10 protein-coding genes and 1 tRNA gene are annotated in these 13141 nt (G+C 71.2%); 7 read left to right on the top strand and 4 right to left on the bottom strand.

Annotated elements, in window-relative coordinates; translation table 11 throughout:
* Positions 1–41 precede the first annotated feature (41 nt).
* Complete coding sequence (locus EV385_RS11520; protein ID WP_130509472.1) at positions 42–554, bottom strand: hypothetical protein; 513 nt, start codon at positions 552–554, stop codon at positions 42–44.
* 280 nt (positions 555–834) lie between these two features.
* Here EV385_RS11520 and EV385_RS11515 point away from each other — a divergent pair, with 280 nt between their 5' ends.
* The 5 genes from EV385_RS11515 to EV385_RS11495 all read left to right on the top strand — a co-directional run bounded on the left by EV385_RS11515 (position 835) and on the right by EV385_RS11495 (position 7760).
* Positions 835–2097, top strand: coding sequence for an arginine deiminase (locus EV385_RS11515; RefSeq protein ID WP_130509471.1), 1263 nt, complete (start codon positions 835–837; stop codon positions 2095–2097).
* 24 nt (positions 2098–2121) lie between these two features.
* The gene (locus EV385_RS11510) at positions 2122–3516 is read left to right on the top strand and encodes a class II fumarate hydratase (RefSeq protein ID WP_278044976.1); all 1395 of its coding nucleotides are present in this window, start codon (positions 2122–2124) and stop codon (positions 3514–3516) included.
* Between the two features lie 49 nt (positions 3517–3565).
* A complete protein-coding gene (cysS, locus tag EV385_RS11505; protein ID WP_130509470.1) occupies positions 3566–4981 on the top strand; it encodes a cysteine--tRNA ligase in 1416 nt (471 codons plus the stop codon).
* Positions 4981–6093 carry a 23S rRNA (guanosine(2251)-2'-O)-methyltransferase RlmB gene (rlmB, locus tag EV385_RS11500; RefSeq protein ID WP_130509469.1) on the top strand — a complete coding sequence of 371 codons (1113 nt, stop codon included), beginning with the start codon at positions 4981–4983 and terminating at the stop codon, positions 6091–6093. Before cysS ends, rlmB begins: the two co-directional genes overlap by 1 nt.
* A 326-nt stretch (positions 6094–6419) precedes the next feature.
* On the top strand, positions 6420–7760 hold the full coding sequence (locus EV385_RS11495; RefSeq protein ID WP_130509468.1) for an outer membrane protein assembly factor BamB family protein: 1341 nt from the start codon (positions 6420–6422) through the stop codon (positions 7758–7760).
* A 45-nt stretch (positions 7761–7805) separates the two neighbouring features.
* On the opposite strand, the gene EV385_RS11490 is transcribed toward EV385_RS11495, so the two are convergent.
* Positions 7806–8897, bottom strand: a complete 1092-nt coding sequence (locus EV385_RS11490) for an ABC transporter ATP-binding protein (RefSeq protein ID WP_130513236.1) — start codon at positions 8895–8897, stop codon at positions 7806–7808.
* Between the two features lie 222 nt (positions 8898–9119).
* Here EV385_RS11490 and EV385_RS11485 point away from each other — a divergent pair.
* Positions 9120–9196: transfer RNA gene (locus tag EV385_RS11485), tRNA-Thr, on the top strand.
* 835 nt (positions 9197–10031) lie between these two features.
* Here EV385_RS11485 and EV385_RS11480 read toward each other — a convergent pair.
* Positions 10032–10412, bottom strand: coding sequence for a DUF2267 domain-containing protein (locus EV385_RS11480; protein WP_130509467.1), 381 nt, complete (start codon positions 10410–10412; stop codon positions 10032–10034).
* A gap of 45 nt (positions 10413–10457) precedes the next feature.
* On the bottom strand, positions 10458–10730 hold the full coding sequence (locus tag EV385_RS11475; RefSeq protein ID WP_130509466.1) for a DUF2795 domain-containing protein: 273 nt from the start codon (positions 10728–10730) through the stop codon (positions 10458–10460).
* 591 nt (positions 10731–11321) lie between these two features.
* Here EV385_RS11475 and EV385_RS11470 point away from each other — a divergent pair.
* The gene (locus EV385_RS11470) at positions 11322–13130 is read left to right on the top strand and encodes an NAD-binding protein (RefSeq protein ID WP_130509465.1); all 1809 of its coding nucleotides are present in this window, start codon (positions 11322–11324) and stop codon (positions 13128–13130) included.
* Positions 13131–13141 lie beyond the last annotated feature (11 nt).

Genomic DNA, 13141 nt, shown 5'->3' with positions numbered 1-13141 from the left:
AACGCACGTTCCGGTGATCTTTTCGGCCCCGATTTCGACCGTCAGCCGCACACTCCGGCGACCGGAGTGAGCCATGTGGCCATCAGGCCTTCCAGTGACTTGTCCAGGTCCTTCGTTGTTTTGATCTTGCTGAGAAGTGCGGTGTCCTGGGCGCTCTTGCTGAATTTGGCGGCGGATTCCGCGCCCGCTTTGCGCAGTTCCGGATCCTGGGCCGTCGCGGTCTGCTTGCGGATCTTCTCGGCGACCTTCTTCAGTTCGGCGCGGGCGGCCTTCTCCGCCTTCGCCGCGGGCTCGGCCTGCTTCGCCTCCCGGAACGCGATCATCCTGCCTAGTTCCGTACCGAAGTTCTTCAGGTCGGCAGTGAAGATCGTTTCCACCTGGCCGCACACCTTCTTCGTGTTGGCGGCGTAGTTCGCGGCGGTTGTGGCGGGCGCGGCGGCCGAGGGCGGGACGGAGGTGCCCGCCGCCGTGGGGGTCGCGGTCTCCGCGTCGTCGCAGGCCGCCGTGGTCAGCAGAGCACCGCCAAGGGTCACGGCCAGGAGGGCGCGTCGCATCACAATGGATCCTGTTCGGCTGGGGGGGCTAGGATCGTGCCACAGAGGAGCAAAACCCTCCGGACGATACGTGCGCCGCCCCGCCCCGTCCACCGCGGCGGCCAGGCTCTGTGCGGGCCGCCACTCCATTTCACCGCCGATTCGCTCTGCCTGCGTACCCGAACAAGCCGCAGACGACGAAGTCAGCTCACAATCCGGTCTAACCTCCTAAAATGCCCTTATAGGGCGAGATGGAGGGGTGGGTCGCCATCGTGTCGCCCACCAACACTTGGAGGACCGCGTGACCACCCAGGACAGGCCCATCGCGCAGAGTTACGGCGTCTATTCCGAGGTCGGCCGGTTGCGCAAGGTGCTGGTCTGCGCGCCGGGGCTGGCGCACCGCCGGCTCACCCCCACCAACTCCGACGACCTGCTCTTCGACGACGTCATGTGGGTGGAGAACGCCCAGCGTGACCACGCCGACTTCGTCAACAAACTGCGTGCCCGTGGCGTCGACGTGGTGGAGCTGCACGACCTGCTGGCGCAGACGATGGCCATCCCGGACGCGCGCTCCTGGCTCCTCGACCGCAAGATCGTCGCGAACGAGGTGGGCCTCGGGCTGGTCGACGACACCCGGGCCTTCCTGGAGTCGCTCGACCCCGGGCAACTGGCCGAATACCTGATCGGCGGCCTGGCCACCACGGACCTGCCCGACGACTTCCGGCCCGAGTACGTCGCCCTGGCCCGGGAGGGCACCGGCGCTCGCGAGTACCTGATGCCGCCGCTGCCCAACACCCTCTACACCCGGGACACCACCTGCTGGCTGTACGGCGGGGTCACCCTCAACCCGCTGTTCTGGCCGGCCCGCAAGGACGAGACCCTGCTGATGAAGGCGCTCTACGAATTCCATCCGGACTTCGTGGGCGCCACGGTGTGGTGGGGTGACCCCGAGCGGCAGTGGGGTCAGGCGACGTTCGAGGGCGGCGACATCATGCCGGTCGGCAACGGGGTCGTGCTGATGGGCATGAGCGAACGCACCTCCCGCCAGGCGATCACGCAGGTCGCCGCGGCCCTGTTCGAGAAGGGCGCCGCCGACCACGTCGTCGTCGCGGGCATGCCGAAGCTGCGGGCGGCGATGCACCTCGACACCGTGTTCACCTTCGCCGACCGCGACGTGGTCACCCTGTATCCGACCATCATGGACGGCGTCCACACGTTCTCGCTGCGGCCGGCCGACCGGGCGCCCGGCGTCGACATCGTCGACCACGGCTCCCGGCCCTTCGTCGACGTCGTCGCGCAGGCCCTGGGCCTGCCGGGGCTGCGGGTCATCGCCACCGGCGGAGACGTGTACGCCTCCGAGCGCCAGCAGTGGGACAGCGGCAACAACGCGGTCGCCCTCGAACCCGGGGTGGTGTTCACCTACGACCGCAACACCCAGACGAACACGCTGCTGCGCAAGGCGGGCGTGGAGGTCATCGAGATCGTCGGCGCGGAGCTCGGCCGGGGACGTGGCGGAGGCCACTGCATGACGTGCCCGATCATCCGCGAACCGGTGTCGTTCTAGGGAGCTTTGACAGAGGATGAACAGGTGACTGTCGACAACGGCTACCGCATCGAGCGCGACACCATGGGCGAGGTCCGGGTCCCCGCCGACGCCCTGTGGCGGGCGCAGACCCAGCGGGCGGTGGAGAACTTCCCGATCTCCGGACGCGGGCTGGAACCCGCGCACATCCACGCCCTGGCCCGGATCAAGGGGGCGGCGGCGCAGGCCAACGCGGCTCTGGGCGTACTCGAAGAAGATCTTGCCAAGGCCGTCGAGATCGCCGCCGCGCAGGTGGCGGACGGCGGCCACGACGACCAGTTCCCGATCGACGTGTTCCAGACCGGCTCGGGGACCTCCTCGAACATGAACGCCAACGAGGTGATCGCCACCCTCGCGGCCCGCGAGCTGGGCCGCCCGGTGCACCCGAACGACCACGTCAACGCGTCGCAGTCCAGCAACGACGTCTTCCCGTCCTCGATCCATCTGGCCGCCACCGAGGCCATCACCAGCAACCTCATCCCGGCGCTCGACCACCTTGCGGCCGCGCTCAACGCGAAGGCCGCCGACTGGGCCGAGGTGGTCAAGAGCGGCCGCACGCACCTCATGGACGCCACGCCGGTCACCCTGGGTCAGGAGTTCTCCGGGTACGCGGCGCAGGTGCAGAACGGCATCGACCGCCTCACCGACACGCTGCCCCGGCTCGGTGAGCTGCCGCTGGGCGGCACCGCGGTCGGCACCGGGGTGAACACTCCGCCCGGCTTCGCCCCGGCGGTCATCGACCGGCTGCGCGAGGCGACCGGCCTGCCGCTGTCCGAGGCCCGCAACCACTTCGAGGCCCAGGGCGCCCGGGACGCCCTCGTGGAGGCGTCCGGCCAGCTCCGGGTCGTCGCGGTCAGCCTGTACAAGATCGTCAACGACATCCGGTGGATGGGGTCCGGGCCCCGCGCCGGGCTGCGCGAGCTGCGCCTGCCCGACCTGCAACCCGGCTCGTCGATCATGCCCGGCAAGGTGAACCCGGTGGTGCCCGAGTCCGTCCGGCAGGTCTGCGCGCAGGTCATCGGCAACGACGCGGCGGTCGCGTTCGCGGGCACCCAGGGCGACTTCGAACTCAACGTGATGCTCCCGGTGATGGGGCGCAACCTGCTCGAATCCATCCGGCTGCTGGCCGCGGCGGCCCGCATGCTGGCCGACCGGTGCGTGGCCGGCCTGGAGGCCAACGTCGAGATCGCCCGCGGTTACGCCGAGGGATCACCGTCGATCGTCACCCCGCTCAACCGCTACCTCGGTTACGACGAGGCCGCCGCGATCGCCAAGCAGGCCCTGGCGACCGGACGGTCGATCCGCGAGGTAGTCGTCGAACGCGGTCACGTCGAGGCCGGGCGGGTCACCGAGCAGCAGCTGGACGAGGCTCTGGACGTGCTCCGGATGACCCGTCCCTGACCCCTGGGACGGGCGGCAAACCGTTCGCCGCCCTCGGTACCCTTGTACGGTGACGCTGCGCTTGTACGACACCGCGACCCGATCGGTCCGGGACTTCGTCCCGATGAGGCCCGGTCAGGTGGGGATCTACCTGTGCGGTCTCACGGTGCAGTCGATCCCGCACATCGGCCACCTCCGCAGCGGCGTCAACTACGACATCCTGCGCCGCTGGTTCCAGCACTCCGGGTTCGACGTCACGTTCATCCGCAACATCACGGACGTCGACGACAAGATCCTGGACAAGGCCGTCGAGCAGGGCCGGCCGTTCTGGTCCATCGCGTTCGCCAACGAGCTGGTGCTGGCCGCCAACTACCGGTCGCTGAACGTGCTGGAGCCGACGTACGAGCCGCGGGCCACCGGCCACATCACCGAGATGCACGAGCTGATCCAGGAGCTGATCTCGGGCGGGCACGCGTACCCGGCCGCCGGGGGCAACGGCGACGTGTACTTCGACGTGCCGTCCTATCCGGAGTACGGGGCGCTGAGCGGGCAGCGCCCCGAGGACATGCGGGCCCCCGCCGACGGTGGCGAGCCGGACAAGCGCGACTTCCGCGACTTCGCCCTGTGGAAGGGCGTCAAGCCGCAGGAGCCCGCCGACGCCGCCTGGTGGTCCCCGTGGGGCCCCGGCCGTCCCGGCTGGCACATCGAGTGCTCCGCGATGGCCCGGCGCTACCTGGGGCCTGAGTTCGACATCCACGGCGGCGGGCTCGACCTGACCTTCCCGCACCACGAGAACGAGATCGCCCAGTCGCGTGCGGCCGGGCTCGGCTTCGCCCGGTACTGGGTGCACCACGCGCTGCTCAACCTCGGCGAGGCCAAGATGAGCAAGTCGCTGGGCAACGTCATCGACCTCGACGCGGTGCTGACCATGGGCATCCGGCCCGTCGAGCTGCGCTACTACCTGGGCAGCCCGCACTACCGTTCGCGGATCGACTACTCCGACGAGGCGCTGCGCGAGGCCGCGACGGCGTACCGGCGGATCGAGGGCTTCGTGACCCGCGCCGTCGAGATCGCCGGGGCCGGGGAGCCGGGCCCGGTGCCGGACGCGTTCGCCGCCGCCATGAACGACGACCTCAACACCTCGGCCGCGCTGGCCGTCGTGCACGACACGATCCGCGAGGGCAACACGGCCCTGGCGGGGGGCGACCAGGCGGGCGTCTCGACCACGCTGGCCGCCGTCCGCGCGATGCTCGGGGTGCTCGGCCTCGACCCGCTGGACGCGGCGTGGGGCGGCGCCGAGCGCGACGGCGACCTCAAGCCCGTGGTGGACGCGCTCGTGGCGTTGGCCCTGGAGCAGCGGGCGCAGGCCCGCACACGTAAGGACTGGGCGGCCGCCGACGCGGTCCGCGAACAGCTCAAGCACGCCGGTATCCAGGTGGAGGACACTCCTGCGGGGCCGCGCTGGACCGTAGGGGAGCACCACTGATGCCGGGCAACTCGAGCAACCGAAGCCGTCGCGTGACCTCGAAGAAGGGCGCGCCGACGGGCTCGGGCGGCAAGAACCGCAGCGGGCTCAAGGGCCGCGGCAAGACCCTGCCCGCCGACGAGCGGCCGTGGCACAAGGGGTACTCCGGCACCGAGAAGCTGCCGGAGAAGACCGCCCGCAAGCAGGACAAGGAACGCCGCGCCGCGGCCGCCGAGGGGCGCGCCCCGAAGGTCGGCGTCCCCGGCACCAAGGACACCACCTGGGGCAAGGGCTGGAAGGGCACCGGCAAGCCGACGGCGCGCGGCGGCAAGGTGCCGCACCACCGCGGTCCCCGGATCGCCCCCGGGCGCCGCTCCAACCCCACCAAGGAAGGCCCCGAGCTGCTGCTCGGGCGCAACCCCGTGGTCGAGGCGCTGCGCGCCGACATCCCCGCCACCGCGCTGTACGTGGCGCAGGGCATCGACATCGACGAGCGGATCACCGAGATCGTCCGTACCTCGGGCGACCGGGGCATCCCGATCCTGGAGATCAGCCGCCTCGAACTGGACCGGATGACCGGCGGGGTGCTGCACCAGGGCGTCGGGCTGCAGGTGCCCCCGTTCGCGTACGAGCAGTTCGACGACCTGGTCGCGGCCGCCATGGAGCAGACCGCCCCGCTGCTCGTCGCGCTGGACGGCGTCACCGACCCGCGCAACCTGGGCGCGGTCATCCGCTCCGTGGCCGCGTTCGGCGGGCACGGCGTGTTCCTGCCGGAGCGGCGCGCCGCGGGCATCACCGCCACCGCGTGGCGCACCAGCGCGGGCGCGGCCGCCCGGGTGCCGGTGTCCCAGGTCGTCAACCTGACCCGGGCCATCAAGGCGTGCCAGCAGGCGGGCTTCACCGCGATCGGGCTGGATGCGGACGGCGACACCGACCTCTACCAGCTGGAGGCCGCGGTCGGCCCGCTGCTGGTCGTGGTCGGCTCCGAGGGGCGTGGCCTGTCCCGGCTCGTCGGCCAGACCTGCGACCTGCGCGTGGGCATCCCGATGGCCTCCACGGTGGAGTCGCTGAACGCCAGCGTCGCCGCCGCGGTCACGCTCGCCGAGGTGGCCCGCCGCCGCACGTACGGCTGAGCCCCCGCCGCCGGGCGGCGACCCGTAGCATGACGGGCCGGTTGCACGGCGGCGGAGGAGCAGCATGACCGGTCCCGACTTCACCCGGGGTGTCGAACCCGGCACCCAGCAGGGTGCCGAGCCGAGTTACGCCGAGCCGGTCGACCCGTGCTGCTGGCCATCGCCCGCGACCCCACCGCCCGGCTACGTGGGCCTCCGCCGGGGCGGGGATCGTCGCCGACCCCGTACACCAGGCCCTCCCGGCGACCTCGCCGACCTGGCCGGACCCGACCGCGGACGGCGAGCCGACGGGGCGCGACGGCCGGGTTCCGGCGTACCGGAAGAGGATGTTCTGGGTCGTGGCCGCCGCCTCGGCGGTCGTGCTCGGCGTGGCCGCCACCCTGGCCGTGGTGTTCTGGCCGAAGTACCCGGCGCTGGCTTTCCAGCCGCTCGCCGACCCCTCGCGGGTGGCCCCGGCCGTTCCCATCACGTCCCGCTTCGCCGCCGCCACCGTGCGCGGCGACCGGGCCTACTTCGCGAGCGTCTCGGATGACGGGACCCTCGGCGTCGTGGCCGCCGACACCGGCACCGGCGAGCGGCTGTGGGGCAACCCCGCGGCGGGCGACGCCGACGACTGGCAGCAGCTGGTGGCGTTGCCGGACGCGGTGGTCGCCGTGTCCGCCGAAGACGACGACCGCCGCCGGATGGTGCTGCTCGACCCGGGCTCGGGCAAGCCGCTGTGGGACCGCGTCATCGGCGACGACGACACCCTGCTCTACGCCGAGGACACCGTGGTGCTGGTGGACCGCGAGGAGGACCGGCTCCTCGGCCTGGACGTGCGCGGCCAGGGCCGGGTCCGCTGGGAACTGAAGGATCCCGGTTCCTTGTCCGGGTCGCGGACCACGACCGTGCTGGCCGCCACCACGCCCGAAGATCTGGCGGCCCCCACCTCCGCCAAGGGCGCACCGTTCGCCGAGCCGCTCGACGACGACCGGCGCATCGTGCAGATCGGCGCGGACCGCTCGGCCCGGGTCATCGACGCCAGGACCGGCGCGGTGCTGGTGCCGCCCCGGCAGAGCGTGGCCGACCCCGACGACCCCGTGGTCGCCCACGACGGCACGCTGGTGGTGGCCGAGTCGGACAACGCCCGCCGGATCGTCGCGTACGACCTGGCAAAGCTGGGCGAACCGCGGGTGCTCTACACGGCGCCGGACGACAACACCCGGTTCGAGCACCTCACCCCGTGCGGCACCGACCGGGTCTGCGCCGTGCAGACGACCAGTTCCGACGCCAAGACCGCCCAGGTGGTGGCCGTGGACGTGGCCGAGGGCGGGCGCCGGTGGGCGTGGCCGCTGCCCGACACGAACAACCTCGTGCCCGTGGGCGACTCGCTGCTGGCCGCGCAGAACACCACGCCCGCGAAGGTCAGCCTGCTCGGCGCGGACGGGACGGTCCGCTGGACCCGCGACGGCGTGGCCGCCCGCCTTGACGGCGGCAACCTGCTGCGCTTCGCCAAGCCCCTGTCGACCTACACGGACGACCCGTCGGTGGCCGGGGAACACCTCGGCGACGACGCCGTCGAGCTGGGCCCGCTCAGCGGCGTACGGCCGGCGACCTGCGCCTGGAACACCGCGGTGCTGGCCTGCGTGGCCGACGAGGACTTCGTGCTGCGGCGCTTCGCGGGCTGAAGACGACGAAGGCCGGCCCCGTGCGGGGCCGGCCTTCACCGCGGATCAGGAGATGCGTACGCCCGTGGTGGCGTTGAAGACGTGCACGTTCTCCGGCTGCGGCCGGATGAACACGGTCTCGCCCATCGTCGGCATGCTCCGCCGGTCCGTGCGGACGACGAAGCGCTCCGAGCCGCCGTCCAGGGCCGCGTGGCCGTACACGTTGGCGTCCGAGCCGAGGTCCTCGACGAGGTCCACGACGATCGGCATGCCGCCCGCGGTCGGCGACACCAGCTCCGTGGCCTCCGGCCGGAAGCCGATGGTGACCTTGGCGTCGCCGCTGCTGCGCGCGGCCGCGACCTGCTCGCGGGACAGCGGCAGCAGCATCGGGCCGAAGGCCGCGCCCGACTCGGTCAGCGGCACGGTCTTGATGTTCATCGCCGGGGAGCCGATGAAGCCCGCCACGAAGACGTTGCCCGGGGTGTCGTACAGGGCGCGCGGGGTGTCGCACTGCTGCAGCACACCGTCGAGCATGACCGCCACCCGGTGGCCCATCGTCATGGCCTCGACCTGGTCGTGGGTCACGTACACGGTCGTGATGCCGAGCTTGGCCTGCAGCGTGGCGATCTGCGAACGGGTCTGCACGCGCAGCTTGGCGTCGAGGTTCGACAGCGGCTCGTCCATGAGGAAGACCTGCGGCTCCCGCACGATGGCCCGGCCCATGGCGACGCGCTGACGCTGGCCGCCGGAGAGCGCCTTCGGCTTGCGGCTGAGGTACTCGTCCAGCTGCAGCAGCGCCGCGGCCTCCTTGACCCGGCGGTCGATCTCCGACTTGGGGGTCTTGCGGAGCTTCAGGGCGAACGCCATGTTCTCGTACACCGACATGTGCGGGTACAGAGCGTAGTTCTGGAAGACCATCGCGATGTCGCGGGACTTCGGGGGGAGGTTGGTGACGTCCTTGCCCTCGATGAGGATCCGCCCGCGGTCGACATCCTCAAGGCCGGCGAGCATGCGCAGGCTGGTGGACTTGCCACAACCCGAGGGGCCGACGAGGACCAGGAACTCGCCGTCGCCGATCTCGAGGTTGAGCTCGTTGACCGCGGGGCGCTCCTGACCGGGATAGATCCGGGAGGCCTTGTCATAGGTGACCGTAGCCATGATGAAGTGCTTCCTTTCCACCGGCAGGAACGTGCCGGACGATCCGAGTGGAGGAACGAGAGCCCACTTCGCCCTAAGGTGAGGCAGGCTCGTGCCCGTCACGGTAGGTCATATTCATCCGCCTGCCAAGGTCCAGCGCCACCAGGTGGACGTGTGGGCGGGCAGGTCGCGGCCCCGGGACGGGGGTGGCGGCGGTGGGAGCGGTTATGCTTCAGGGCGCATGCCCCTGTAGCTCAGTTGGCCAGAGCACCCGCCTTGTAAGCGGGATGTCGTCGGTTCGATTCCGACCGGGGGCTCCACCTCTATCAGCGCAAGCAGCGGCACCGATCCCTCAGTGCCTGCTGTCGTCCCTCAGTGCCTGCTGTCGTCTCGGTTCGCTCCGGAGTCGCCGTTCGGTGGGTCCGTAGCGTCGCCGTTCGTGTTCTCCTGGTCAGGCGCAGGGCAGGGCAACCGCCGTTCCTTAGCTACTTGGGTACCTGATGTGACTACACCCGTTAGTTGGCCCACCGCACGCCTTCGGAGCTGGCCCGCTGGACGAGACTGCAACGGCTGGTTGGCCCGTTCTGCCGGAGCATGTGGGCCACTTCGTGGTCGTTCAGGCCCTGGTCGTGGCTGGTGATCGTGACGAGCGAATCGAGGAGGCCCTCTTCAACTGGACCCCGCCCCCGGGACGCGGGCGGCCGAAGTATCGGTGACAAAGAGTCGCGGAAGTGCTCGCGCACCTCATCCAAGGACGCGCTCAACTGGCCGAGATGAGGGCGTCGGATGGGCCGATACTGCTGGCGCGTCAAGGGTGCCGGTCGGCGGTGATGCGGTTCGTGCCGATGTAATCCGACTGTGGTTAGCGGACATCGAAGGGGCGTAGGTAACCCCGGAGGTAGCGGATGGCACAGGAACCGAACCGGACCAACGACAGCTGGTGGAGCGGCTGTATCGGGACCACTACGGCGTCGTTCCGCGGTATCTGCTCCGGCGGGTCGATCCGCCCACCGCGGAGGACATGCAAGCGGAGACCTTTCTCGTGGCGTGGCGACGGCCGGATTCGTTGCCGGCCCGGGGGCGGGCTGGCTGTGCGGGGATCGCCCGCAGGGTGAGGACCTGAGCGGCGGCGGGCTGACCTGGACGTGACGCTGTTCAGGCCGCCGTCGTGGTCAGCTCACGGTACTCGGCGGGCAGCTGGGACAGTGCGTGCCGCAGGTGCGCGCCGTCGGTCGTCTGGCTGAGCGTGGTCAGCACCACCCGGACACCGCGTGTGACCTCCTCTTCCTTGAGGCCCGTGCGCCGGCTCAGCTCGCGGACGAAGTCGTCCAGCGGCACTGGATGCGCTCCGCCGTCGTGCCGCGGGGGTAGGTTGCCGGCCAAGTCCTCCGGAAGGTTGAGCGCAAGCTCACGGAGTTCGCCGCCGCTGAGCTGTTTGCCTACCTCCTCCAGCGTGCCGCGGATGAGGTCCGCGGCCTCTTCCTTGGCCAGGCCGGCCTGGTCCGCCACCACCGCGGCGAGTGCCCGCTCGTCCATCGTCGTCCCCCTCGTGGACTCAGTCCGCATCCGGATCTTGCTGCGTCAGGTCGTATTGCGCAGGTATTCCGCCACCAGCTGGTGCTTCTTGTCCCGTGCCTTGGCGGCCTTCTCGGCCGGGGTCTCCTGGGCGATGTCCGTCTTCGCCGAGCGGACCACCTCGTCCTTGTTGCGGTACTCGACGGGCGGCATGCCGCGCAGCGCCTTGAGCACCTCGATCGGCGCGCCCTCGCGTTCGGCCTCCTGGACGATCTCGTCCCTGGCCGCCGGATAGTCCAGTTCGTTGAGGTACCGCAGTACTTCGTCAACAGTGGTCATAATGCGCATTTACCCAGCGACGGTGGCCCCGAACATGCGGCACCCGGCAGGGTCGACGACGGGCTTCCTCGGACGCGATGCGCAGGGCGTCCAGCGTGCCGCGCCGGTGCGCCTCCGCCGTCTCGATGTCGACGTATCGGAGCGGGGCCGCGCGTGATCCGCAAGCCGCACACCACACCGGTGGACCACGCGGCGACGACGAAGATCACGCCGTACTCGCGCGCGGACAGCCGGTACCCACCGCGTCACTCTCTGTGGTGGGAGGAGGTCGAGTCCGGGAGCGAGTTGAGCAGTACGACGATCGGCGTCGACCAGCGGCGTGTGCGACGGTCGGGTGGCCTGCACGAGGCGTTCACCCGACATCGATTGGCGCCGTGTTGGTGGTTGTCGCGGGCGTTGGAGGTCTACGCAGCATGGTTTCGGTGGGGATCACCGGAAACGCCGCAAGATCACGTACACAGACATGCCGGATATGGGTGTTACCGATCGGCGGCAGTCGGCGTACGGACGACCATGCGGATCCTGATTGGACGGACCTGCCCTCCGGTGGGCGGGGCATCGGGAATGTGCGTGGCTGACTACGATCCAGTCATGAGTACGGAGGCCCCGCGTGACGCCGCCGCGAGGCGATCCGTGTTGTCTCGGCTCCGCGAAGGGCTGGCCCAGAACGGCGACGACGCCCGCCCCCACTTCGTGGTCTGCGGTTCGGACGCGCTGGTCTACACGCTCGCCGAGGAGTTGGCGAACTCCGGCCACCGGATCCGGCTGACGGTCATCGCGCCCACCCGGCTGCGGTCGGACGTCCCCGACCTCGGCCAGGTGCGCAACATCAAGGTGATGCGGGCGGACCGGCTCGACGAGCGGACGTTCCGGGCGGCGGGGCTGTCCGGGGCGACCGCGCTGGCGCTGGTGATGCCGGACGACGTGGTCAACCTGCATGCGGCGCTGTGCGCCCAGGCCGTCGAGCCCGACCTGCGGCTGGTCATCCGCATGTTCAACTCCGGTCTCGGGTACGGCGTCAGCGGCCTGTTCGCCGACTGCGCGGTGCTGTCCGACGCGGCGATGGCCGCCCCGGCGTTCGTGGCGGCGGCGCTCGGCGAGGTGGCGCCGACCTACTTCCGGCACGCCGGCCGCACGCTGTACCTGGCGCGGCGGGCCGACGTACACGAACGGCATGTGGTGTGTGCCCTGACCGCGACCGACGGCAAAGGGCAGGTGGCCGTGCTGCCGGCCGAGCCGTCGCTCGCCGAGGCGCGGCCGGAGGATCTGGTCCTCGCCGAGGCCACCGGGCGCCCGGCCGGTGACGCCGTGGCCGCGCAGCGGCTGGTGCGGGCGCGCCGCCGCCGGTGGCCGTTCGTGGCGATCGGGCGGGCCGTGCGCGGTGCGGTGAGCCGCAAGCTGGGCATCGCGGTGCTGATCACGCTGGCGGTCACGCTGATCGCGGGTGCGGCGCTGGCCCACTCCGACCACGTGCACGGGTTCTGGCGCTCGCTGTACGTCACGTTGCTCACCGCGGTCGGCTCCTCCGATGTGGAGGAGAACCGGGGCGCGGTCGCTCAGGCCGCCCAGCTCGTGCTGACCATCGCCGGGCTGGCGCTGTTGCCGCTGATCACCGCGGCGGTGGTGGAGAGCATGGTCAACGCGCGGCTCGCCCTGTCCAACGGCCGGACCCACCATCCGCACACGGACCACATCGTGCTGGTCGGCCTCGGCAACGTGGGCACGCGGGTGCTGCGGCAGCTCAAGGACTTCGGGCTGGACGTAGTCGCGATCGACCGCAACGCCGACGCGCGCGGCGCGAAGATCGCCCAGCGGCTGGGGGTGCCGTTCATCGTCGGGGACGCGGGGCTGGAGGAGACGCTGCGCGCCGCGTCCGTCCAGACGTGCAAGGCGCTCGTGGTCGTCTCCACCGACGACGTGACGAACCTGCAGGCCGCCCTGAACGCCCGGGTGCTGCGCGAGGACCTGCGGGTGGTGTTGCGGCTGTTCGACGACGACTTCGCGCGGCGGGTGCAGGGCGCCTTCGCGATCAACACGTCGCGCAGCGTGTCCCGGCTGGTGGCGCCCGCGTTCGCGGCCGCCATGCTGGAACGCGACGTGAAGGCCACCCTGCCGGTCGACCGGCACGCCCTGCTGGTCGCGGAGGTTACGGTGGCCGCGGGGGCGCCGCTGGCGGGCCGGGCGCTGCGGCTTGCGGACCGGCCTTTGAGCGTACGGGTGCTCGGCCTGTCGCGGCCCGGCTCGCAGGGGGTGAACTGGCGCCCGGACCCGGCGCACCAGCTCGTCGCGGGTGACCGGCTGCTCGTGGTGGCCCGGCGCGCGGGGCTGCGGGCGCTGGCCGAGCAGGCCGCACCGCCCCCGCCGCCGCTGGAGCAGACCCGCCTCGACGCGGCCCACTAGGCCGCCGCGCC

The organism is Krasilnikovia cinnamomea (assembly GCF_004217545.1).
Lineage (GTDB): Bacteria > Actinomycetota > Actinomycetes > Mycobacteriales > Micromonosporaceae > Actinoplanes > Actinoplanes cinnamomeus.
Note: the sequence above shows the minus strand (reverse complement) of the source record. Positions and strands in the feature narration are given on the sequence as shown.